Origin of the sequence: Actinoplanes rectilineatus (assembly GCF_000962825.1) — a bacterium.
Taxonomy (GTDB): Bacteria; Actinomycetota; Actinomycetes; order Mycobacteriales; family Micromonosporaceae; genus Actinoplanes; species Actinoplanes rectilineatus.
This window is the reverse complement of the sequence record NZ_JZKF01000038.1, coordinates 55,049-76,506: the sequence shown is the minus strand read 5'-3', so window position 1 is coordinate 76,506 and position 21,458 is coordinate 55,049. Positions and strand designations below refer to the sequence as shown.

Below are 21,458 nucleotides of genomic sequence, written 5' to 3'. Positions count from 1 at the left end.
GCAACGGAGCCTACCTACCCTTTAACCTCATGAGCTACACGGAGCGCTTGCCGCGAAACAGGACATACCTCATGTGTCCGCCGGAGCATTTCACGGTCGAGTATGCGATCAACCCGTGGATGGACACCTCGGTTCCGGTCGACCCGGCGCTCGCCCTGAAGCAGTGGTCGATGCTCAAGGACACCCTGACCGAACTCGGTCACGCTGTGCACGTGCTCGACGCGCGGCCCGGCCTGCCCGACATGGTGTACTCGGCGAACGGCGCCTTCTCGGTGGACGGCACGGTCTACGGCGCCCGGTTCCGGCACCCGCAACGGGCCGACGAGGCCGCCGCGCATCAGGCGTTCTACCGGACCGTGCCGTCGTGGCGATTCGTTGCTCCGGAGCACGTCAACGAGGGTGAGGGCGACTTCGCGTACCTCCCGGGCGCCTATGGCGGGATCGTACTGGCCGGGTACGGCTTCCGGACCGATCCGGCCGCGCACGCCGAGGCGCAGGAGGTGCTCGGCCGCCCGGTGGTCTCGCTGAGACTGATCGACCCGGCGTTCTACCACCTGGACACCGCGCTGGCGGCGCTCGACGACCGGCACGTCACGTACTACCCCGGCGCGTTCTCCCCGGCGTCCCAGCGGGTGCTGGCGCAACTCTTCCCGGACGCGGTCCTGGCCGACCGCGGCGACGCGGAGGCGTTCGGCCTCAACCTGGTCAGTGACGGCCTCAATGTGATCCTCAACACCGAGGCGGCCGCGATGAGGGATAAGGTGCGAGCTGCCGGGTACAACCCGATATCTGTGGACCTCTCCGAGCTCAAGCGTGGTGGCGGTAGCGTCAAGTGCGCGGTGGCCGAACTACGCCCCTGAGACCCGTTGCGCAAAGATGGATCGCATGACCGACGACACCCGAACCACTGAGCACAAGGACGATGGCACGGTCATCGTCGTGGGCCCGGACGGCCGTCCGATGGGCACCGTCGGGGAGGACGGCATGCTCACCCCGGAGGAGCCCGGCAACCTGATCGAGCAGCCGGCGAAGGTCATGCGCATCGGCAGCATGATCAAGCAGCTGCTCGAGGAGGTGCGGGCCGCGCCGCTCGACGAGGCCAGCCGGGGCCGCCTGCGGGAGATCCACCAGCGGTCGATCAAGGAGCTCGAGGACGGTCTGGCCCCCGAGCTGCGTGAGGAGCTGGAGCGGATCACGCTGCCGTTCGAGGGCGAGACCCCGCCGAGCGAGTCCGAGCTGCGGATCGCCCAGGCACAGCTGGTGGGCTGGCTGGAGGGCCTCTTCCACGGCATCCAGGCGGCACTGGTGGCCCAGCAGATGGCCGCCCGCCTGCAGCTCGAGCAGATGCGCGGCGGCGGCACCGGCCGTCCGGCGCTACCGATGGGGAGCATCCTGCCGGGCAAGGCCGGCGAGGCGCACGGGCCCTCCGGGCAATACCTCTAGAACCTCTTCTCCGGGTACGCGTGAAAGGCTCTCCGGCGTACCCGAAAAGGGTCAGAGCGCGAAGAGGCGGCTCAGATAGGTGGCCACGCCGTCGTCGTCGTTGGTGACGGTCACGTCGTCGGCCACCGCCCGCAGCGCCGGGTGCGCGTTGCCCATCGCCACTCCCCGGCCGGCCCAAGCCAGCAGCGGGATGTCGTTGGGCATGTCGCCGAACGCCACCACCTCGTCGGCGGTGATGCCGCGCTGCTCGCAGAACCAGGCCAGCCCGGCCGCCTTGGTCACCCCGGCCGCCGAGATCTCCACCAGCGCCGACGAGGACGACCGGGTCGCCTCGACGCGGTCGCCGAGCGTGCGACTGACCAGTTCCAGGAAGTCGTCCGGGTCCGCGGTCGCCGAGCGGGCCAGCAGTTTCACCGCCGGTTCGGAGGTCAGCTCCTCCGGGGAGGCGATCACCCGGATCCGCCGGTCGTGCTCCCACCGGATCTGCCAGGTCTCCTCGTGCCGGAAGGCCCGGCCGTCCTCGACCTCGACGGCCAGCGACACGTCCGGCACCACGTCACGGAGCTGCTTGGTCACCTCGAGCAGCAGGTCGACGCCGATGGTGTGGGCGCGCAGCACCTGGTCGGCGGCCGGATCGTAGATCACCGCTCCGTTGGCGCAGACCGCCGGCAGCGGTGTGGGCAACTGGTCGTTGAGCTGGGCGAGCCAGCGGACCGGCCGGCCGGTGACCAGGACGACCGGAACCGGAACCCGGCTGAGGACGTCGATGGTGGCGGGGGAGATCACGCGCTCGGAGGTGATGAGGGTGCCGTCGATGTCGGTGGCGACGAGCCGGAAAGGTGCCATCACCTCGACAATAGCCGGTCCAGAAACACCGCCACGCCGTCCTCGTCATTGGTGAGCGTCACCTCGTCGGCGACCGCCAGCAGCTCCGGATGGGCGTTGGCGACCGCCACCCGGCCCCAGCCGGCCCAGGCGAACATCGGCAGATCGTTGGGCATGTCACCGAAGACCAGCACGTCGGCCGGATCGACGCCGACCGCCTCGGCGACCACCGACAGGCCCGTGCCCTTGTCGCAGGCCGGCGGGCAGATCTCCACGTAGTCCAGTCCGGCCTGGGTCACCGTCGCCAGTTCCGGCGGCACCACCCGGCGGGCCACCGCCAGCAGATCGTCCACACCGATCTGGAACGACCGGGCGAACGCCTTGATCACGTCGCCGGTGAGGCACTCGGGACGGGTGCGGGCCTCCACCCGGACCGGGTAACGCCAGGTCGGGTCGTAGTCGCCCCAGAGCGGCGACTCGTCGTGGTGCAGCGCCTCGAACATCACCGAGAGGGGACCGACCACCGACTCGATGGTGCCGAGCGCCTGCCCGAGGGCCTCGCCGGAGATCCGGGCCTGCCGCAGGTAACGGTCCTCGGACTGATCGAGCACCCAGCCGCCCTGCGCCAGCACGAGATAGTCGGCGACCCGGATGTCGGTGCGCACCAGCGATGTCAGGCGGGGGCCGCGGCCGGTGGCGGCGACGATCCGGATGCCGGCGGCGCGAACCCGGTCGAGGACCTCATGCGTGTACGCGGAGACGGTGTCATCGCTGCGTACGAGCGTGCCGTCGAGGTCGGTGGCGATCAGTTTCGGAAGACCGGGCTTACGCATTTCCACCTCCGGGGTCATGAACCCCCGCGGAGGGCGGAAGGAGAACGGTACACCCGGGCGGCGACCAGCTGCTATGACAATTGGTAGCCGCCCGGTTTACAGATCATTACTTGACGGGCTCCAGGATCTCGCGGCCCAGGAACGGCTGCAGAGCCTTGGGAACCCGCACCGAACCGTCCGGCTGCTGGTGGTTCTCCAGGATCGGGATCAGCCAGCGGGTGGTGGCCAGCGTCCCGTTCAGCGTCGCCGCGGTCTGCGGCTTGCCGTCCTCGTCGCGGTACCGGATGTTGAGCCGCCGGGCCTGGAACGTGGTGGTGTTCGACGTCGAGGTGACCTCGCGGTACCGCTGCTGCGACGGCACCCACGCCTCGCAGTCGAACTTGCGCACCGCGCTGGTGCCGAGGTCGCCGGCCGCCACGTCGATCACCCGGTACGGGATCTCGACCTTGGCCAGCATCTCCTCCTCCATCGCGAGCAGGCGCAGGTGCTCGGCCTCGGCGTCCTCGGGACGGCAGTAGGAGAACATCTCCACCTTGTCGAACTGGTGGACCCGCAGGATGCCGCGCACGTCCTTGCCGTGCGAGCCGGCCTCCCGCCGGTAGCACGACGACCAGCCGGCGTAGCGCCGCGGACCGTCCAGATCGATGATCTCGTTGGAGTGGAACGCGGCGAGCGCCACCTCCGACGTGCCGACCAGATAGAGGTCGTCGGCCTCCAGCCGGTAGACCTCGCTGGCGTGGGCACCGAGATAACCCGTGCCCTCCATCGACTCCGGCCGGACCAGGGTCGGCGTGATCGACGGGATGAAGCCGTGCTCCACCGCCTGCTGGATCGCCAGCTGCAGCATGCCGAGCTGCAGCAGCGCGCCGACGCCGGTCAGGAAGTAGAACCGCGAGCCGGACACCTTCGCCCCACGCTCGGTGTCGATCGCGCGCAGCGCCTCACCGATCTCCAGGTGGTCCTTCGGCGCCGCGATCTCCGGCCGGTCGCCGACCTCGCGCAGCACGATGAAGTCGTCCTCACCGCCGGGAGGGGCGCCCTGCACGATGTTCGGCACCGCCATGTGCGCGGCGCGCAGCGTCTGCTCCGCCTCGCCGGCGGCCGCCTCGGCGGCCTTCACCTCAACGGCGAGTTCCTTGGTACGCGTGAGCAGCGCGGCACGCTCGTCGCCCTTGGCCTTGGCGACCTCTTTGCCCAGGGACTTCTGCTCCGACCGGACCGCCTCGAACCGTTGGGTGGCGGAACGGCGCTCCTCATCGGCGCGCAGCAGCGCGTCCACCAGCTCGGTGGACTCGCCACGCAGTCGCTGGCTGGCGCGGACCAGTTCGGGATCTTCGCGAAGCAGACGCAGGTCAATCACGGTTGCCGAGCCTACCGGCGGCCCGGTCCGGTCGACACCCGGATATGCCCCGGTGTCACGATCGGTGCGGTTGGCCGGGCTGATCGGGGTATGCGGCGAACGGCGTCGACGACGTGATCGTCAGGTCGAGGGGCTCGTCCACCTCGGGTTCGTCCTCGTCCTCGTCGTCTCGGGACCACAGCGGCGCCTCCTCCTCCGCGTCGGTGCGGTCGCCGATCCCGAGGGCGATCATCGCGGCGGCCACCCCGGCCAGGGCACACCAGAGGCCGCGCCCGTACGCGACCGCCGTCTGGGTGGTGTCCAGCTGCATGGTGAAGTACCGCGACACCAGCCGGGTCTCACTGCCGAGCAGCTGGACCAGGGCCATCAGCAGGGCGGTCAGCAGTCCGCCGGTGGCCAGGCCGGTGAGTTTCGCGTACCGCCGGCCGGCCGGCGGCCCGAACAGGGTCAGCACCACCGCGATCACCAGCAGGAACAGCCCGCCCAGGTAGCCCGCGGCGATCCCGCCCAGGTCGATCAGGTCGGCGGGCAGTATCTGCCGGTCGGCCAGGTCCTCGTCGCTGTACGAGATGCCCTCGACCGTGGTGACCTGCCACTCGGAGACCAGTGACGCGAAGAGCGCCACCGCGCCCAGCCCGGCGGTGAGCACCGGGAGCCGCCGGTCCGCCCGCAGTCCGTGCAGGAACGTGGTGACCCGGTTCGAGACACTGCGACCGCGGGGCTCGCCGGACTCCGGGTCCGGTGAGCCGAAGTTGACTACCTCTTCGGACATGCGATCCATCATGGCCGAGCCGGAAATGGGTTAGCGTTCTGGTTATGCCTATTCGTTCTGCTTCTGCTCGCTGGGAAGGGAACCTCACCGAGGGTTCCGGAACTGTCAAGACCGGCAAGGGCGGCCTCCAGGGGAACTACTCGTTCAAGTCCCGCTTCGAGGAGGGCGAGGGGACGAACCCGGAGGAGCTCATCGCCGCCGCGCACGCCGGCTGCTTCTCGATGGCCTTCTCGAAGGGTCTCGCCGACGAGGGTCACACGCCCACCTCGGTGGAGACCACCGCCAAGGTGCACATGGACAAGACCGACGGCGGTTTCGGGGTGACCCGGATCGAGCTGGAGACGGTCGGCGACGTGCCCGGCATCGACGAGGCCACCTTCCAGAAGCTGGCCGAGAGCGCCAAGGAGAACTGCCCGATCTCCCGCCTGCTCAGCCCGGGCGCCCAGATCAGCCTGGTCGCCAAGCTCGCCTGAGTCCGGTTCCGTGACGCCGGCGCGCTGGTCGCGCCGGCGTTCCCGGGCACAATGGTCGGCGTGCCGGTCGAGATGAGTCGCGAACGCTTCGAGGAACTCGTCGGTGAGGCCCTCGACGAGGTTCCCACCGAGCTGATGTCGCTGATGAACAACGTGGTGTTCCTGGTCGAGGACCGGCCCGCGGACGGCACCGACGATCTGCTCGGGCTCTACGAGGGTGTGGCGCTCACCGAGCGGGGCTGGGACTACGCCGGTTTCCTGCCCGACCGGATCACCATCTACCGGCTCCCCACGCTGAAGGTCTGCGACACCGAGGACGACGTGGTGGAGGAGGTCACCGTCACCGTGGTGCACGAGATCGCCCACCACTTCGGCATCGACGACGAGCAGCTGCACCACCTCGGATGGGGCTGACGCGTTGTGTCCCCGTCCTAACCTGGACTCATGCGCAGCGAACTCTTCTCCCCGGAGAACCTCGAGAAGGAGTCGGCCCAGCCCGGTCTCCGTCTGCAGAACGCGAAGCTGCTGAAGGCCGAGTTGAACGGCGAGGTGCTCGCCCGGACCGGCTCGATGGTGGCCTATCAGGGTCAGGTCCAGTTCGAGGCGCTCGGCTCCGGCGGCCTCGGCAAGTTCCTCAAGCAGAAACTGACCGGCGAGGGTGTCCCTCTGATGCGGGTGAAAGGGCAGGGCGACGTCTTCTTCGCCGACAACGCCGCCGACATCCACCTGATCGACCTCGAGCCCGGTGACGCGCTCTCCATCAACGGCGCGAACGTGCTCGCCTTCGACAGCACGCTGAACTACGACATCAAGGTGGTCGGCGGCGTCGGCATGATGTCCAACGCGGGCCTGTTCAACTGCGTCTTCAGCGGCCACGGCCGGATTGCGGTGACGACCAAGGGAACGCCGGTGGTGCTCAACGTGGACCAGCCGACCTATGTCGACCCGCAGGCGGCCATCGCCTGGTCGGCGAGCCTGCAGACCGGTTATCACAAGGCCGAGCAGTTCGGTCTGGGCACGCTGCTCGGGCGTACCACGGGTGAGCGTTTCACGATGAGCTTCGCCGGTCAGGGCTTCGTCATCGTGCAGCCCTCCGAGGAACCGCCCGGTGGTCTCGCCGGTACCCAGAAGGGGAGCTCCGGCGGATCCGGCGGCATCCTGGAGAACCTCTTCGACGACTAGGCCCTAGGTGCCGGACCTGATCGCGGCCAGCCAGGTGGCGGAGGCGGCGAAGTCGGCGTCGGCGAGGTTCGCCGGGGGCGCGACCGGTGCCTCCGGCTGCAGGCGGTGCTTCGGGTAACTGCCGAGGAACCGGACGTCGGCGCAGATCCGCCGCAGCCCCTGCAGCGCCTCGCCGAGCCGGGGTTCGGCCACGTGCCCGGTGCAGTCGAGGAAGAACACGTACGTCCCGAGTTGCTCCCCGGTCGGCCGGGACTCGATCCGGGACAGGTTGATGCCGCGGACCGCCAGTTCGGTCAGCACCGCCAGCAGCGCGCCGACCTGGTCGTGCCGGATCGACACGGCCAGCGAGGTCACGTCGTCGCCGGTCGGTGCGGCCGGGGCGCCGGGGCGGGTGAGCAGGGCGAACCGGGTGACCGCCTCGGCGTGGTCGGCGACCTTCTCGGCCAGCACGGTCAGGTTGTTGCGGGGGACGCCGATCGGCGCGCACAGGGCGGCGTCGTGTTCCCCGGTGGCGGCGCTGACCGCGGCGGCCGCGTTCGACAGCACGTCGACCACGACGGCGTCCGGCACGTTCGCCCGCAGCCAGTGCCGGCATTGAGCGGAGGCCTGCGGGTGCGCCGCGATGGACCGGATGCCACCGAGCGGGGTCGGCTGCCGGGCGCCCAGCACGAACTCGACCGGCAGCAGCACCTCCTGCGTGATCATCAGAGGGCTGCCGGTGATCAGCTCGTCCAGGGTGACAGGGACCGCGCCGCCCACCGAGTTCTCCAACGGGACCAGGGCCGCGTCGGCGTCGCCGGAGCGGACCGCCTCGAGCGCCTCGGGCACGCTCCGCGCCGGGACGCGCCGACCCCGCTCGGCGGCGGGGATGGTGCGCAGGGCGGCCTCGGTGAAGGTGCCCTCGGGGCCGAGGTACGTGAAGCGCGTCGACATCCCGAAAGTCTATGACCGCCCGGAACGGATCTAGAAACCACACGCCAGGACGCGGATGCCTGACGGCGCCTCGGCCTGCATCCGCGGGTTGCAGACGTCGGTGCCGGCGGCGACCAGGGCGAGCGTGGTGCCCTTGCCGGTGGTGGCGACCATCAGCGGCTCCACCGAGGTGGCCGAGCCGGCGATCCGCACGGTGGTGAAGGACCAGTCACCGGAGCAGAACGGTCCTTCGGCGACTTCCAGTTCCCTGTCCGGCACGCCCGGGTCGTCGGCGATCAGTGCCAGGATCTCCGCGCCGGTCGGCTGGCCGGTGCACGCGGCGGCGTGGGCCGGTGTCGGTGTCGGCGACTTGCTCAGCGGCGCCGTGGTGGTCGGCGTCGGAACAACGGTGTAGGTCGGGTAGGTCGGGTAGGGCGTGTACGTCGTGTACGTGGGCGCGACCGTGGGGAGAGCGGCAGTCGGGACCGTGGCCGGCGGCGGGATGACGATCGACGGGACGGCCACCGGCGCACCACTGCCGTGCGGCAGCGACGGTGCGGTGGGCAGCGGTTCCGGCGGGGCGCCGCAGGCCGCGCTGAGCAGCAGGACGCCGACGGTCAGGGGGATGCGGCGCGTGCGGGGGGACACGCGCCCATGGTAGAAGTCCGTCGATCAGCTGGCGATACGGTGACCGGCCCGGGTCAGGGTGTTGACCGCCTCGGTCAGCCGGACCGTGGGCACCAGCAGGTAATCGGTGTCGAAGGTCGAGAAGGTCACGATGTTGACCCGGGCCTCCGCGAGCGGGCCCACCAGCGAGGCGAGCACGCCGGTCATGGCCAGGTCCAGCCCGGCCACGCGCAGACATCGCCAGGCGGTGTCGGTCTCGGCGCCGGCCGGGGCCCGGTTGCTCGGGCAGATCACCGAGAGCTCGTCGAGGCCCCACGTCACCGAGACGACCGTCTTGTCGTCCGGACCTGCGGTCAGCGAGTCGGGCAGGGTGGAGCCGACGGGCAATCGGCACACCGAGTACTCATCTGGTAACAGGTCTAGATCGAGCATGAGGGCAGACTACGTTGCGAGTCGGTAACACCCAATCCCCACCGCCTGCGTCGAACGACACAACGTCGTAGACAAACCGGACTTAGAACCGCACCGGGGACAGGAACGTCAAAGATCCGGCCACTCGGTCACCCGAGAACAGCGGTGTCGCGACGGCGTCGACCGTGACCGGGGTCTCCTCCACGCCGATCACCGCGCGCATCAGCCCACGGGCCAGCCGTTCGGTGCGCAGCGCCTGCAGCGGCGGGATGTTGTCGGCCTCGGCGGTCTCCAGCCGGCCGGCGCCCGCGGTGAAGTCGATCAGCCGCAGTGCGGAGGCCAGCCGCTGACCGAGCGCCTCGACCGGCTTGCCCAGCCCGAGCAGCTCGCTGCACGACGGTGAGACGGCGATGATCAGGCCGCTGAGGTCGACGACCAGGCACGGCTCGACGGCGCTCGCCACCGTCGAGGCCCATCGCTCGACACTGCTGACGAACTCGGCCTCGGCTGGTGTCCGCGCCTGGGGGACGAACGCTCCCGAGAGGGAGAGCTCAACATGCGCCACCCGCTCCTCCTCGTTTCCTTCGCGGCGACACCGGCGTCACCTCCGGCCGGCCGGTCTCCCGGCGGGTCGGAGGCGACGCCGACATCGACGACGTCAGGAGGGAACGTTACCGGCGGGTCGGCCGCTTGTCAGCGGCCGTCTGGCCGTTGCTGTACCAACGGTAGTCACCGGCCGGCCGGTAAGGCGCATTCGCCCAGGTGGCCGGATGGGCGGCGACAGCCGAGAGTTTGATCGCGGTGGCCGGGGAGATCTTCGCGCCTCCGGCGATCAGCAGGCGGTCGAGCTCCTTGTCGGTGGCGACCAGACAGTCCTTGGGCAGACCGTGGACGCTGATCACCCCGTTGCCGACGAACGCCAGGACGGCGGTGACCGGAACGTTGAGGCCGACGGCGGCGGAGAGGGCCTTGGCAGCGCGACGGGCGTCCCGGCGTGCCTCGGCGACGTACGCCGGGCGCTTGCCGTTGATCTGGACGACGTCACCGGCGATCAACACTCGGGACCGACCGTGGTCGGCCACGGTCACCGCGTAGACGCCACCGGGACCGATCGCCAGGAAACCGGCGCGGTCGTCAGCGGGGTCCGGCTCGTGATAAGCGTTGGTGAGGTCGGTCCGCGGCCAGTCGACGATGTGCCAGTTGGGCCCGAGACGGTCGAGGCGGGTGAGTGCCCGTGCTCCGGCGGCCTCGACGCGGCGGACACCGCGCTCGGCTCGGCGGCGGCGTGCCCACTCCATCGGAGTGAGACGGGACTGGTCGAGTTCGGGCGACGGATGCTCACCGGCGTCGAGCGCTTTGGTCGGCACGGGCAGAGCGGGGCGGGCGGGGAAGACAGTCACTGCGACCTCCGGCAAAAGGTCAGTTGGGCTCTCTTTTCCAACTACCGTACGTGCTCGAATCCCTACGGAACAGGGCGACGGGTGGGAAAGAAAGGGGAATGAGTAGGGATGAATGCCGCATTCACGACAGCATCTTCTTTCGCATGGTGCATCTGTGCGCCTGAGCGCCGCGTTTCTCGTCGCACCCCCACAAGCTATCCCCGGACCGTGAACGATGCATGAGTGTCCCAAGATCTAGTCGATCTGTCACCGCACGCTCGCAGGCGGTACGGACTACCGTCGTCGTGTGTACGTCGACAGTGAAGTCGGCCGGCTCCGCACGGTCCTGCTGCACCGCCCCGGACCTGAGCTCGCCCGCCTGACCCCCCGCAACAACGATTCCCTCCTGTTCGACGGCATCCCCTGGGTGAGCCGGGCACAGGAGGAACACGACGCCTTTGCCGAGGCGCTGCGCTCCCACGGTGTCGAGGTGCTCTATCTCGGTGGCCTGCTCACCGAGGTGCTCGCCGTCGAGGAGGCCCGCGCCGAACTCACCTTCGGCATCCTCTCCGACCCGCGCCTGGGCGACTCGCTGCGCGCCGGCGTCGCGTCCTACCTCGCCGACCTCACCCCGGAACGTTTCGCCGGCGTGCTCACCGCCGGCCTGGCCCACGACGAGATCACACCGCGGACGGGTGGTCTGGTCTATCCGATGATGGACCGCCACGACTTCGTCGTCGACCCCCTCCCCAACCTGCTGTTCACCCGCGACTCGTCGGTCTGGGTCGGCGATCAGGTGGCCGTGACCAGCCTCGCCATGCGTGCCCGCCGCCGGGAGAGCACGCTCACCCACGCCATCTATCGGTACCATCCCCGCTTCGCCGGCACCAGGATGCTCTTTGATCCGACACTTGAGCATGTGGAGGGCGGCGACGTCCTCGTGCTCGGCCCCGAGGTGCTCGCCATCGGCGTCGGCGAGCGCACCACCCCCGCCGGAGCCGAACGTCTCGCCCGCCGGGTGATCCGGGCCGGTCTGGCACACACGGTGCTCGCGGTGCCGATCGCCCAGGAGCGCGCCACCATGCACCTGGACACCGTGTGCACGATGGTGGACGTCGATGCGGTGGTGATGTACCCCAAGGTCGCCGACACGCTGCAGGCCTGGACGATCACCGCCGGGGCGGACGACGAGCTGCTGGTCCGGGCGCCGCGGCCCTTCCTGGAGGCGGCCGCCGAGGCGATGGGCATCGACCGGCTGCGAACCATCGAGACCGGTCTCGACCCGGTGACCGCCGAACGCGAGCAGTGGGACGACGGGAACAACACGCTGGCCATCGCCCCGCGCCTTTGTGTGGCTTATGAGCGGAATGTCGAAACCAACGTCCAACTCGAGCGGGCCGGCGTCGAAGTCATCCGAATCAGCGGCTCCGAACTGGGCAGCGGCCGCGGCGGCCCGCGATGCATGAGCTGCCCCATCGAACGCGAATCCCTGAAGATCAAAATCTGAGGACCGATGTCGTAGCGAGGTGGGTGGTGCAGACCGTCGCTCCCGCCGAGGGCCCGGCGGTCCTCGCTGGCCGCTGGCGCGTCCAGAACGCTCAGCCCGCCGGGCGACGTGAGTGAGTGGTCACGCTCGACCACGCGGGCTCTCAGCCGGGCGGTGTTCACGCCGGACGTGGTGAAAACGGACGACGCTCACGCCGGATGTCGGAAAAACGGACAGCGCCCGTGTCGGATGCGGGGACAGACGGATGAGCCGCCCTGGAGAGGACGGCCCATCATCGCGTACCCGAAGAAGGGTCTACGCCCCGCGCTCAGCGTCTGCAGTGACTTGGGGCGCCCAACGCGGCCGTAGTCACCACGCTCCAGCACGGGTGTGGTGAATTCAGGCGCGCTGGGCGCCCCAAGTCACCACACCCCTGGTGGTGTGGTGACTACGGGCGCGCTGGACGCCCCAAATCACCACGCTGTTGTGGGCGTGGTGAATACGGGCGCGCTGGGCGCCCCAAATCACCACGCTGTTGTGGGTGTGGTGAATTCGGGCGCGCTGAGCGCCCGAAATCACCACGGAGGCAGACCCTGACTGCGAAACGTGTCTAGCGCAGCGTCAGCTGGCGGCCGATCAGGCCCTGCTTCGCCCGGCGGCCGGCCGCGTCGAGCGGCTCGGTGATCGCCAGCGTGTCGGCGTAACGCTTGGCGAAAGCGGCCAGCGGCGCCTCGAAGTCGGCACCCTCCGGCCCGCCCGGCACGTCCCACACCGGGACCAGCAGGCCGTGCGCCCGGAACATGCCGGCGAACTTGGTGTCCTCGCCGAGCAACAGCTCCCCGGCGGCGGAGAGCCGGGCCAGCGCGTCCAGAGCGTCGTCCTCCGGGTCCGACAGCACCCAGCGCACGTGGCTCTTGTCCGGGGCGACCCGGCACCAGTACGCCGACTTGGCCGCGGCCAGCCGCACCGTCGGGTAGATCGAGGCGTTGGCTCGCTCCAGCGACGCCTTCACGTTGGCGTCCTGGATCTGCTCGGCGTCCAGCCAGTACTCGAAGCCCTCGTGCATGGTGATCTCGAGCGGACCGTCGACCAGCAGGTCCTGCAGGCGGGGACCCTCACCCGGCAGCGCCGGCACGGCGACCGTGTTGCCTGGGGCGGTGCCCAGCGCGTTGAGGATCGCCACGGCCAGGTCACGGGAGACGTCACCGGACTGGACGTGCCGCTGCAGCCCGATGAAGATCTGCCCGTCGGCGCGGGCCATCGCCGGCCAGGCCATCGGCAGCACCGTCGAGAGCGTGATCGGGCGTGCGCCGAACTCGCTGAACTCCTCGACCAACTCCGGCTTGAGGGTCAGCGGCGCGGAGGCGGCCGGGACCAGCTCGCGCAGGGCCACCCATTCCGGCTCGTCGGCCAGACCCTCGAAGGGACGGGCGACGAAGATGTCACGCACCTTCGTCTTCGGTGCGGTTTCGCGGGACTTGCGACGCTTACTCACGAGGAACCAGCCTAACGGTGACCGGCGCGTCCGTGACGTGGGCCACCTGTATCAGCGACATCCAGCCCCGGAGGCGCCATGGCCCAGCCCTGAGGCCGCCGCGGTCGAACCCGGAAATCGACGTCTGCCGGAGGACGCCACCGGCCGGAACGCGGCGCTGGTCGAATGGCAGCGCCGGCCGGAAGAGAGCGCCGGCCGGAAGTGGCGCTGGTCGGAGACAGTGCCGGTCGAATGACGGAGTTGGTCGAATGGCGGCGTTGGTCGGACGGCGGCATCGATGGGAGGCGGGTATCGGTTGGAGGGCGGCGTCGATCGGAGGGCGGCGTCGGCCGGAACTGTCGAGGTCGAGAGCCGCGGAGAGATCGGTGGGTCAGGCGCGGGGCAGGCGCACCTCGGCCACGGTGCCGCCGCCCTCGCGTGGGCGCAACGACACCCAACCCTGCTGACGTTCCACCAGGCGGCGAACCAGGTAGAGCCCGAGACCCGCACCCGGGTGGTGCTGCCGGTCGCCGGTGTCGCCCTGCCAGTAGCGTTCGAACGCCCGCTCGACGTGTTCGGGCGGGATGCCCACGCCGCGGTCGGACACCCGGAACCGCAGGGTGTCGTCGTCGGTGCCGGCGCAGATCTCGACCGTGGAGCCGTCGGCGCTGTATTTTCCGGCGTTGGTGGCCAGTTCGGTGAGGATGGTGGCGATCGAATCGCGGTTGCCGTACGCCTTCGGCAGACCGCTCGGCAGTTCGCCGAACAGGATCCGCTGCCGCAGGTCGGACGGCAGTTCACCGGCGGCCTCGCGCAGCGCCTCGGTCAGGTCGAACGGGCCGGCCGGCGACGAACCGACCGAGCCGTCCTCGCTGGCCGCGGAGAGCAGACGGTCGACGAGCCGGGCCAGTTCGCCGGCCCGGGCGCCGATCACGCGGACCGCCTCGCGACGGCCCGGTTCGCCGAGGGTGTCCCAGTGGTTGGTGAGCGTGTCCGCGTACCCCTTGATCACGGTGACCGGGGTGCGCAGCTCGTGGCTGGTCACCGCCACCCACAGGTCCCGGTCGGCCTGGTGACGGGCCGGTTCGGGATGTGCGGGCAGGCCGGACCGCAGGTCGTAGACCCGGTCCACGAGGCCGGCGAGCACGGCCAGGACAGCCTGGTGCTCGTCACCGAAGTCCCCGAGCGTCCCGCCGTCCCCGAGGTTTCCGGGCGTCCCGCCGTCCCCGAGTGTCCCGCCGTCATTACTGAATTCTCTGGGAGGCCCGCCGTCTCCGGGCGGTCTGCCGTCACCGACGTTGCCGGGTGGCCCGCCGTCGCCGAAGAAAGCGTGCAGCGACCCGGCGCCGGTGGTGGCGACGACGGCGTCCGCCGTCTCGAGGGGCAGCGGGTCGACCCGCAGGCCGATCGACGGTTCGCACACCCCGGAGGCGGCGATGATCCGGCCGTGGCCCTCGTCGAACTCCACGAAGCAGGCGCCGCGCGCGCCGAGGGTCTCCTCGGCGAGCCGGACGATCTGCTGGAGCACGGAGAGGCCGGGGGCGCCGGTGGTGATCCGGTCCAGGACCGCGATCTGACCCCGGATCAGGGTCGGGTAATCGGGGCGCTCCGGCATGACTGCGAGTCTGCCTCGCCGCGGCCGATTTGGGCAGACGAACCCGCACGGATCGGGTGCCCGGACCTGCCCCTCGTGGTGTACGTCACACCCTTTCGAGCTGTTCCAGTACGAAGCGGGGACGGTCCGTGATCACCGCATCGACGCGGTGCCGCATCACCAGCTCGAGATCCTCGGGCTCGTTGACAGTCCACACGTACGCTGCGTGACCGGCCGCCTGGAACGCCGGTAGGAGTCCGGGCTTGGCCCGGATCAACTCCACCCCGGGGCCGGCGGTCCGCGCGCCGAACGGCAGGTGTCCTCGGCCGACGCCCGGTGGCACGAACTCCATCAGGTACACCCGGGGCAGCCGGGGCGCCCACGCCCGCAGTCGGCGTAGCGCGATGGCGGAGAAGGACATCACCGTCACCTGGACCGGATCGCCGGGTTTCGGCTCGTCCAGCCCGAAGCGCCGGAGCATCGCGACGAGACGGCGTTCCACCTCGGCGCCGTGCCGGGTGGGGTGCTTGGTCTCGATCAGCAGCCGGACCCGGCGGCCGCTGTGCAGGAGCGTGTCGAGCAGGTGCTCCAGGGTCAGCAGCCGGAACAGGTCGGGCAGTTCCTCGTCGGCCGGGCAGCCCGGATGCCAGGAGCCGAAGTCGAGTCCGTCCAGTTCGGCGAGCGTCTTCGCGCTGACCCGGCCGCGGCCGTTGCTGGTGCGGTCCAGTCTGCTGTCGTGCACGCAGACCAGGTGACCGTCGCGGGTGAGCCGGACGTCGCATTCCACGCCGTCGGCGCCCTCGTCGAGGGCGCGCCGGTAGGCCCCGAGCGTGTGCTCGGGGAGCGCGTCGGCTCCCCCGCGGTGGGCGATCACCAGTGGGGTGTGATCCATCGGGTCCTCCGCCGGACCGGGCCAGGGGTTCAGATCACCCGGGCCGCTTGACCATCCTCGCTGACGATGTCACGACCGGCCGCGTCCCACGACCGCATCCCGCCGTCGAGGTTGCGCACGTTGTCCCAGCCGTTGTTCATCAGGTAGGCCACCACCTGACCGGAGCGGCCGCCCATCCGGCAGACGACGACCACCTCGCCGTCGGTGGGCACCTCGGCCATCCGGGCCGGCACCTCCATCATCGGCAGGTGGTGCGCGCCGGGGGCGTGCCCGGCTGTCCACTCGTCGGGCTCGCGCACGTCGAGGAGGTAGGCGCCGGGGGTGACGTCGGCGGCGGAGACACTGGGTACCTGAGGTCCGAACACGCCAGAATCTTAGGACCTATTTCTCGTTGGCGACGACGTCCGGGTGGTCGAGCACGAACTGGTCGAGGTCGTCGTCCTTGACGGCCTCGAACATCGCCCGGCTCTCCTCGGTGATCATCTCCCGGCCGCTGTCGTTGCCGGCGAAGGTGCCGTTGTTGGTCCGCAGCAGCACCATGTCGCCGGCTGCGATGCCCTTGAGGCCCAGCACGAAGTCGGTGATCGGGATGTCGCCGGTGTCCAGGACGAGCGATTCGCCGCCCGCCTTGACCAGGTTGCTGATTTTGAGCGGGTTGGTGAGGAGGTCGCTGGAGGCGGCCTTCTTGGCCATCGCCTTGATCAGCTGCTGCTGGTGGCGCTGCCGGTCGTAGTCGCCGTTCTTCAGGCCGTACCGCTGACGGGCGTAGTCGAGGGCCTCCCAGCCCTCCATCTCCCGGCAGCCCACCTTGTGCACCACCGGTTTGGTCGCCTTGCCGGTCTTGCGGGCGTCGGCCAGGAACATCGCCGTGCCGCCGACGTAGACCATGTGCTTCGAGGTGACCTGCTGGTCGACGCACATGGTCACGCCGTCCAGCTGGTCGATCACCTTCTTGAAACCGCCGAAGTTGATGATCGCGGCGCCGTCGAAGCTGATGCCGGTGGACTTCTTCAGCGTCTTGGCGAGCAGTTGGGCGCCACCACCCCAGCCGGCGCCGTTCTGCGCGCCCCAGTAGAACGCCTCGGTGGCCTTGGCGGTGCCGCCCTCGTACTTACTGGGGGCGAACTCCGGGACCTCGACCTCGGTGTCGCGGGGGATGGAGATGAGGTACGCCCGGTCGTGGGTGGCCGGGATGTGCAGCACGATGATCGTGTCGGCCCGCAGGTTGTCCTCGGAGAGCCGGAGCCGGGCGTCGACGCCCATCAGGAGCAGGTCGATCGGGCCTTCGACGGTGCTGCCGCCGCCCTCCTCCTCGGTCTTCTGCGCCTCACCGGTGAGGTCCTCCACCACGATGGTCTCGGTGGTGCGGCTGATCAGCATCCGGCCGCCGATCAGCCCACCGCCGCTGGAGAGGAGCAGAAGCACTCCGAGTGAGGTGGTCAGCTTGGCCCAGAGCGGAGCCTTCTTCTTGATCTTCAGGGCCGGAGCCGGAGCCGGAGCCGGCTCGACGGCCCCGGCTGGAGCTGATTCCGCGACGGGAGGCGGTTCCTGAGGTTCGACACGATCCTGGTCCGGCGTCTGCCGTTCGGACGTGACGGTCATGCAGCGCTCCAGGGGCTAGATCGAAGGCTGCATCACCTTACGGACACTCAGGGGCCAACTGAAGATCTTCCACGTTTCAGATTGAAGTCACTTCTTCTGCTCGTTGGCCGCCAGATATGCGGCCATCGTGTCGCCGGCCATCGCCTGATAGAGGGCCCCGCCCTTCTCCTTGTCCTGGACCACCACGGACTGGCCGTCGATCGTCTCGCTGCCCTTGTTGGGGGCGGTCATGAAGGTCAGGTTCTCGCCGCGGAGGCTGCGGAACTGCACCACCATGTCCTTGAGCGAGAAGGTCTCGTCGACGGTCACCGCCTTCGCGACCGCGTCCAGGAAGGCGTCGAGCTTGGTCGGGCTGGTCAGGGTGCCGCTGCTGGCCGCCTTGTCCATCAGGGCCTTGAGGAACTCCTGCTGGTGCTGCACGCGGGCGAAGTCGCCACGGGCGAACTGCTTGCGCTGGCGCACCCAGTCCAGGGCCTGCGCGCCGTTCATGTGCATGGTGCCCTTGGTGAACTTGCGGAACGGCTTGTGGATCGACGTGATCGACTGGTCGACCTTGAGGTCCACGCCGCCGAGCGCGTCGGTGACCTCCTTGAAGCCGCCGAAGTCGATGGCCATCACGTGGTCGAGGTGCACGTCGGTCAGACACTCCACGGTGCGCACCGCGCGGGGCAGGCCGCCGAAGGCGAACGCCGCATTGATCTTGTTGCGGGTGCCCGAGTCGCAGGACTCGTTGTTGCCGCCGGGGATCTGGACGTAGAGGTCACGCGGGATCGACACGATCTGGGCGGACTTGTGGTCGGCCGGCACGTGCATGATCATCAGCGTGTCGGCGCGCCACTGGCCGGCCTCGTCGGCCTTGGCGTCCGGGTCCCGCGAGTCGCTGCCGACCAGCAGGATGTTGAACGCGCCGTCGATGGTCTTCTCCGGCCGGTCCGAGGTGATGTCGGAGAAGGCGTTGGTGCGCTTCAGGTCGTCGTCCAGTCCGGACACGTATCCGTATCCGACGATGCCGGCGATCAGCGCGATGACCACGATGACGCCACCGGCGACGAGGGCGATGCGGCCCCAGCGCGGTCGCGGACGGCGTCCCCGGTAGGACCGTCCGGGTCCGCCGGGTCCGCTGGGGCCCCCGGGACCGCCCGGACCGAGGCCGTTGCCACTGCCACCTCCTCGCGGCGGCCAGTCGTGACCGGAGGAGCCGGCCCCGGGCACCGACGCCCGGCCGGAGGAGTTGCCGCTGGGGGAGGTGGTGGCTGACATGACTCCAGATTACGGAGTGATGCCCGATGATTCGGATCGAAGAGTGCCTTCGGCACGAACGTGGGAGCTATTCGCAGCCGGGCGGATGCTGACCGTAGTCGGCGTACGGGCCGGGCCGGTGACGACGCCGGCCCGTACGCCGGGGTGCTACGGGCCGGCGCGGCGACGACGCCGGCCCGTACCGGGAGTGTGGTCAGTGGGCGCCGTGGCCGGTCAGCGACCGGACCTCGAGCTCGGCGTACTTCTCCGGATCGGTCTCCTTCGAGGTGACCGTGCCGATCCAGCCGAACAGGAAGCCCAGCGGGATGGAGATGATGCCCGGGTTGGACAACGGGAACCAGTGCCAGTCCTGGTCCGGGAACATCGCGGTGGCCGAACCGGACACCACCGGGGAGAAGAAGACCAGGAGCACCGCGGCGCCCAGGCCTCCGTAGATCGACCAGAGCGCGCCGCGGGTGTTGAACCGGCGCCAGAACAGGCTGTAGAGGATCGCCGGCAGGTTCGCCGATGCCGCCACCGCGAAGGCCAGCGCCACCAGGAACGCCACGTTCAGGCTCTGCGCGAAGATCGACAGAGCGATGGCGACCGCGCCGATGAGCAGGGCGGCGAACCGGGCCACCCGGACCTCGTCACGTTCCGAGGCCTGGCCCCGCTTGATCACGCTGGCGTAGAAGTCGTGCGCGAGGCTCGACGACGACGCCAGGGTCAGCCCGGCCACCACGGCGAGGATGGTGGCGAACGCGACCGCCGCGATCACCGCCAGCATGATCGCGCCGCCGCTGTCCCCACCCAGGTAGTCGATGCCGAGCTGCTGGGCCAGCTGGGGTGCGGCGGTGTTGCCGGCCTTGTCCTGCGCGGTGATGTTCGCGCCGCCCACCAGGGCCGCCGCGCCGAAGCCCAGTGCCAGGGTGAACAGGTAGAAGGTGCCGATGATGCCGATCGCCCAGAGCACGCTCTTGCGGGCGATCCGGCTGGTCGGCACGGTGTAGAACCGGGTCAGGATGTGCGGCAGGCCGGCCGTGCCGAGCACCAGGGCGAGGCCCAGCGACAGCAGGTCCATCTTGCTGTAGAACGTGGCCGAGGCGCTGGCCGACTCGACGCCGTACCGCAGTCCCGGTTCCAGGAACGCGTCACCCTTGCCGGATTGGGCCGCCGCGTCGCCGAGCAGCGCCGACAGGTTGAACTTGTAGTGCGCCAGCACCAGCAGCACCATGATCAGTGCACCGGTCATCAGCATGAAGGCCTTGACGATCTGGACGTACGTGGTGCCCTTCATGCCGCCGACCGTCACGTAGATGATCATCAGCGCGCCGACCAGGATGATCGTGGCGATCTTGGCGGTGTTCGCGTTCATCCCGAGGAACTCGGTGTCCGGCTTGATGCCGAGCAGCAGCGACACCAGCGCACCGGCGCCGACCATCTGCGCGATCAGATAGAAGATCGACACCACGATGGTGGAGACGCTGGCCGCGGTCCGTACCGGCCGCTGCCGCATCCGGAAGGCCAGCACGTCGGCCATCGTGTACCGGCCGGAGTTGCGCAGGAACTCGGCGACCAGCAGCAGCGCCACCAGCCAGGCGACCAGGAAGCCGATCGAGTAGAGGAAGCCGTCGTAGCCGTACAGCGCGATCAGGCCGGCGATGCCCAGGAAGGACGCCGCCGACATGTAGTCGCCACCGATCGCCATGCCGTTCTGGAAACCGGAGAACTGGCGGCCGCCGGCGTAGAAGTCGGTGGCCGTCTTGGTCTGCCGGCTGGCCCAGATGGTGATGCCGAGGGTGATCGCGACGAAGATCAGGAACAGGGTGATGGTCAGCGTCCGGGAGGTGCCGGCGGACGCCTCGGCGGCGAGCAGCACGGGCGCCATCAGCTCTTACCCCCGTCGGTGGTGGCCGGGGCCTTGTCGATCGCGCTGTGGATGTCGTCGGCGAGCGGGTCCAGGTTGCGGGCCGCGTACCGCGAGTAGTACCAGGCGATCAGGAACGTCGAGATGAACTGCAGCAGACCGAAGATCAGTGCGACGTTGACGTTGCCGATCAGCTTGATGCCCATGAAGTCTCGCGCGTACGCGGAGAGCAGCACGTAGAGCGAGTACCAGACGATGAACGCGACAGTGGTCGGGAAGATGAAGGTACGCAGCCTGTGGCGAAGCTGGGCGAATTCGTCGGAGCGTTGGACTTCGAGGTATTTCTCGGCGGGTGCCGGCACGGGATCACCACCTTCGTGGGGTCGGACTCTCCGGCACCGTACGAAGGAGTGGCCCAGGTCACCTGAGACTGGTCATCGTCTGCGCTGAGTGGTGGTCTGACTGCGCTAAGCGGTGGGCCCCAGATCGGCGTACCGGCCTCGATAGTGGAGCAACGGCGCCTCGCCGCCGGCCGCGGTGACCGTCTCGATCACGCCTTCGACCAGCAGCGACCACCCGCACGGACGGCTGCCGTCCAGCCGGCATCCGGCCCAGGTGCCGGCGTGTGCGGGGACCGGTCCGTAGTCGGTCTGCCGCCACTCGCCGAGGGCGAACAGGCCACCCGGTGACGGCATCAGCCCGGCGAACCGGTCGGCGAGCTGACGGTCGGCCGGAGTGAGTGGGGTGACCGCGAAGCGGCCGGACTGCTCGGCGGCATCCCAGAAGTCGCTCTCCTCGTCGATCAGGCCGACGATCCGTCCCGGATCGCCGTCGGCCACCACGATCGACGAGACGGTGAGGCCGGACGCACCGGGCGTCCCGGGCGTGGTCCAGAGGGTCACCGGGGCGGCGAGACGGCCGCGCAGGCGCCGGATCTCGGACTTGTCCGACTCCGGAACGGCGAACGGATCGGTGGAGTGGATGCGGCCACCCGGTTCGTACGAGTTCACCCGATCATTCTGCCTATTACAGATTGTGCATGCCGCTATCCCGTGTAATTGATCAACAACTATTTTAGGAGGCGACG

24 protein-coding genes are annotated in these 21,458 nt (G+C 69.5%); 6 read left to right on the top strand and 18 right to left on the bottom strand.

Annotation, left to right across the window (positions count from 1 at the left end; genetic code table 11):
* Nucleotides 1-29: 29 nt before the first annotated feature.
* Entirely contained in the window at nucleotides 30-860 is an 831-nt protein-coding gene (gene ddaH / locus WH85_RS26355) for a dimethylargininase (RefSeq protein ID WP_083449271.1), read from the top strand.
* 25 nt (nucleotides 861-885) lie between these two features.
* Nucleotides 886-1,443, top strand: a complete 558-nt coding sequence (locus WH85_RS26350; protein WP_157411220.1) for a bacterial proteasome activator family protein — start codon at nucleotides 886-888, stop codon at nucleotides 1,441-1,443.
* A 51-nt stretch (nucleotides 1,444-1,494) separates the two neighbouring features.
* Here WH85_RS26350 and WH85_RS26345 read toward each other — a convergent pair whose 3' ends face one another.
* The 4 genes from WH85_RS26345 to WH85_RS47410 form a co-directional block, all read right to left on the bottom strand.
* A complete protein-coding gene (locus WH85_RS26345; RefSeq protein ID WP_045744681.1) occupies nucleotides 1,495-2,289 on the bottom strand; it encodes a Cof-type HAD-IIB family hydrolase in 795 nt (264 codons plus the stop codon).
* Nucleotides 2,289-3,101: an HAD family hydrolase gene (locus WH85_RS26340; RefSeq protein WP_045744680.1), complete on the bottom strand. Its 813-nt coding sequence runs from the start codon at nucleotides 3,099-3,101 to the stop codon at nucleotides 2,289-2,291. Before WH85_RS26340 ends, WH85_RS26345 begins: the two co-directional genes overlap by 1 nt.
* A 106-nt stretch (nucleotides 3,102-3,207) precedes the next feature.
* On the bottom strand, nucleotides 3,208-4,461 hold the full coding sequence (gene serS / locus WH85_RS26335) for a serine--tRNA ligase (protein WP_045744679.1): 1,254 nt from the start codon (nucleotides 4,459-4,461) through the stop codon (nucleotides 3,208-3,210).
* 55 nt (nucleotides 4,462-4,516) lie between these two features.
* A complete protein-coding gene (locus WH85_RS47410) occupies nucleotides 4,517-5,233 on the bottom strand; it encodes a hypothetical protein (RefSeq protein WP_052720801.1) in 717 nt (238 codons plus the stop codon).
* A gap of 44 nt (nucleotides 5,234-5,277) precedes the next feature.
* Here WH85_RS47410 and WH85_RS26325 point away from each other — a divergent pair, with 44 nt between their 5' ends.
* Genes WH85_RS26325 through WH85_RS26315 form a run of 3 tightly spaced genes read left to right on the top strand, consistent with a single transcriptional unit; the run spans nucleotide 5,278 to nucleotide 6,888 of the window.
* Nucleotides 5,278-5,706 carry an OsmC family protein gene (locus WH85_RS26325; protein ID WP_045744678.1) on the top strand — a complete coding sequence of 143 codons (429 nt, stop codon included), beginning with the start codon at nucleotides 5,278-5,280 and terminating at the stop codon, nucleotides 5,704-5,706.
* 51 nt (nucleotides 5,707-5,757) lie between these two features.
* Complete coding sequence (locus WH85_RS26320) at nucleotides 5,758-6,120, top strand: metallopeptidase family protein (protein ID WP_211275444.1); 363 nt, start codon at nucleotides 5,758-5,760, stop codon at nucleotides 6,118-6,120.
* A 30-nt stretch (nucleotides 6,121-6,150) separates the two neighbouring features.
* Entirely contained in the window at nucleotides 6,151-6,888 is a 738-nt protein-coding gene (locus WH85_RS26315; protein ID WP_045744677.1) for an AIM24 family protein, read from the top strand.
* Between the two features lie 3 nt (nucleotides 6,889-6,891).
* Here the strand turns inward: WH85_RS26315 and pheA are convergent, their stop codons facing one another.
* The 5 genes from pheA to WH85_RS26290 all read right to left on the bottom strand — a co-directional run bounded on the left by pheA (nucleotide 6,892) and on the right by WH85_RS26290 (nucleotide 10,238).
* Entirely contained in the window at nucleotides 6,892-7,821 is a 930-nt protein-coding gene (gene pheA, locus WH85_RS26310; RefSeq protein WP_045744676.1) for a prephenate dehydratase, read from the bottom strand.
* Nucleotides 7,822-7,851: 30 nt separating this feature from the next.
* The gene (locus tag WH85_RS47405; protein WP_052720800.1) at nucleotides 7,852-8,448 is read right to left on the bottom strand and encodes a hypothetical protein; all 597 of its coding nucleotides are present in this window, start codon (nucleotides 8,446-8,448) and stop codon (nucleotides 7,852-7,854) included.
* A 24-nt stretch (nucleotides 8,449-8,472) separates the two neighbouring features.
* Nucleotides 8,473-8,859 (bottom strand): ACT domain-containing protein, encoded by a 387-nt coding sequence (locus WH85_RS26300; RefSeq protein ID WP_045744675.1) that lies wholly within the window; start codon nucleotides 8,857-8,859, stop codon nucleotides 8,473-8,475.
* Between the two features lie 82 nt (nucleotides 8,860-8,941).
* Nucleotides 8,942-9,403: a PAS domain-containing protein gene (locus tag WH85_RS26295; RefSeq protein WP_045744674.1), complete on the bottom strand. Its 462-nt coding sequence runs from the start codon at nucleotides 9,401-9,403 to the stop codon at nucleotides 8,942-8,944.
* 106 nt (nucleotides 9,404-9,509) lie between these two features.
* The gene (locus WH85_RS26290; RefSeq protein ID WP_045744673.1) at nucleotides 9,510-10,238 is read right to left on the bottom strand and encodes a hypothetical protein; all 729 of its coding nucleotides are present in this window, start codon (nucleotides 10,236-10,238) and stop codon (nucleotides 9,510-9,512) included.
* Nucleotides 10,239-10,524: 286 nt separating this feature from the next.
* Here WH85_RS26290 and WH85_RS26285 point away from each other — a divergent pair, with 286 nt between their 5' ends.
* Entirely contained in the window at nucleotides 10,525-11,724 is a 1,200-nt protein-coding gene (locus WH85_RS26285) for an arginine deiminase (RefSeq protein WP_045744672.1), read from the top strand.
* A gap of 589 nt (nucleotides 11,725-12,313) precedes the next feature.
* Here the strand turns inward: WH85_RS26285 and WH85_RS26280 are convergent.
* The 9 genes from WH85_RS26280 to WH85_RS26240 all read right to left on the bottom strand — a co-directional run bounded on the left by WH85_RS26280 (nucleotide 12,314) and on the right by WH85_RS26240 (nucleotide 21,381).
* Complete coding sequence (locus tag WH85_RS26280; RefSeq protein WP_045744671.1) at nucleotides 12,314-13,198, bottom strand: DUF5926 family protein; 885 nt, start codon at nucleotides 13,196-13,198, stop codon at nucleotides 12,314-12,316.
* 370 nt (nucleotides 13,199-13,568) lie between these two features.
* A complete protein-coding gene (locus WH85_RS26275; RefSeq protein ID WP_045744670.1) occupies nucleotides 13,569-14,792 on the bottom strand; it encodes a sensor histidine kinase in 1,224 nt (407 codons plus the stop codon).
* Between the two features lie 85 nt (nucleotides 14,793-14,877).
* Nucleotides 14,878-15,663 (bottom strand): glycerophosphodiester phosphodiesterase, encoded by a 786-nt coding sequence (locus WH85_RS26270; RefSeq protein ID WP_045744669.1) that lies wholly within the window; start codon nucleotides 15,661-15,663, stop codon nucleotides 14,878-14,880.
* Nucleotides 15,664-15,692: 29 nt separating this feature from the next.
* Nucleotides 15,693-16,028, bottom strand: coding sequence for a rhodanese-like domain-containing protein (locus tag WH85_RS26265; protein ID WP_045744668.1), 336 nt, complete (start codon nucleotides 16,026-16,028; stop codon nucleotides 15,693-15,695).
* Nucleotides 16,029-16,044: 16 nt separating this feature from the next.
* Nucleotides 16,045-17,265, bottom strand: coding sequence for an LCP family protein (locus WH85_RS26260; protein WP_045744667.1), 1,221 nt, complete (start codon nucleotides 17,263-17,265; stop codon nucleotides 16,045-16,047).
* 87 nt (nucleotides 17,266-17,352) lie between these two features.
* Nucleotides 17,353-18,525 carry an LCP family protein gene (locus WH85_RS26255; RefSeq protein WP_045744666.1) on the bottom strand — a complete coding sequence of 391 codons (1,173 nt, stop codon included), beginning with the start codon at nucleotides 18,523-18,525 and terminating at the stop codon, nucleotides 17,353-17,355.
* Between the two features lie 193 nt (nucleotides 18,526-18,718).
* Nucleotides 18,719-20,392 (bottom strand): solute symporter family protein, encoded by a 1,674-nt coding sequence (locus tag WH85_RS26250; protein WP_045744665.1) that lies wholly within the window; start codon nucleotides 20,390-20,392, stop codon nucleotides 18,719-18,721.
* Nucleotides 20,392-20,733, bottom strand: a complete 342-nt coding sequence (locus WH85_RS26245) for a DUF485 domain-containing protein (RefSeq protein WP_045744664.1) — start codon at nucleotides 20,731-20,733, stop codon at nucleotides 20,392-20,394. The genes WH85_RS26250 and WH85_RS26245 overlap by 1 nt, the downstream gene beginning before the upstream one ends.
* A 105-nt stretch (nucleotides 20,734-20,838) precedes the next feature.
* Nucleotides 20,839-21,381: a flavin reductase family protein gene (locus WH85_RS26240; RefSeq protein WP_045744663.1), complete on the bottom strand. Its 543-nt coding sequence runs from the start codon at nucleotides 21,379-21,381 to the stop codon at nucleotides 20,839-20,841.
* Nucleotides 21,382-21,458: the final 77 nt, after the last annotated feature.

Excerpts from the sequence above, each read along its gene's own strand:
- ddaH (WP_083449271.1), top strand. The coding sequence starts at position 30 with ATGAGCTACACGGAGCGCTTGCCGCGAAACAGGACATACCTCATGTGT.
- WH85_RS26350 (WP_157411220.1), top strand. The coding sequence starts at position 886 with ATGACCGACGACACCCGAACCACTGAGCACAAGGACGATGGCACGGTC.
- WH85_RS26345 (WP_045744681.1), bottom strand. The coding sequence starts at position 2,289 with ATGGCACCTTTCCGGCTCGTCGCCACCGACATCGACGGCACCCTCATC.
- WH85_RS26340 (WP_045744680.1), bottom strand. The coding sequence starts at position 3,101 with ATGCGTAAGCCCGGTCTTCCGAAACTGATCGCCACCGACCTCGACGGC.
- WH85_RS47410 (WP_052720801.1), bottom strand. The coding sequence starts at position 5,233 with ATGTCCGAAGAGGTAGTCAACTTCGGCTCACCGGACCCGGAGTCCGGC.
- WH85_RS26325 (WP_045744678.1), top strand. The coding sequence starts at position 5,278 with ATGCCTATTCGTTCTGCTTCTGCTCGCTGGGAAGGGAACCTCACCGAG.
- WH85_RS26320 (WP_211275444.1), top strand. The coding sequence starts at position 5,758 with ATGGTCGGCGTGCCGGTCGAGATGAGTCGCGAACGCTTCGAGGAACTC.
- WH85_RS26315 (WP_045744677.1), top strand. The coding sequence starts at position 6,151 with ATGCGCAGCGAACTCTTCTCCCCGGAGAACCTCGAGAAGGAGTCGGCC.
- pheA (WP_045744676.1), bottom strand. The coding sequence starts at position 7,821 with ATGTCGACGCGCTTCACGTACCTCGGCCCCGAGGGCACCTTCACCGAG.
- WH85_RS26300 (WP_045744675.1), bottom strand. The coding sequence starts at position 8,859 with ATGCTCGATCTAGACCTGTTACCAGATGAGTACTCGGTGTGCCGATTG.
- WH85_RS26275 (WP_045744670.1), bottom strand. The coding sequence starts at position 14,792 with ATGCCGGAGCGCCCCGATTACCCGACCCTGATCCGGGGTCAGATCGCG.
- WH85_RS26270 (WP_045744669.1), bottom strand. The coding sequence starts at position 15,663 with ATGGATCACACCCCACTGGTGATCGCCCACCGCGGGGGAGCCGACGCG.
- WH85_RS26260 (WP_045744667.1), bottom strand. The coding sequence starts at position 17,265 with ATGACCGTCACGTCCGAACGGCAGACGCCGGACCAGGATCGTGTCGAA.
- WH85_RS26255 (WP_045744666.1), bottom strand. The coding sequence starts at position 18,525 with ATGTCAGCCACCACCTCCCCCAGCGGCAACTCCTCCGGCCGGGCGTCG.
- WH85_RS26250 (WP_045744665.1), bottom strand. The coding sequence starts at position 20,392 with ATGGCGCCCGTGCTGCTCGCCGCCGAGGCGTCCGCCGGCACCTCCCGG.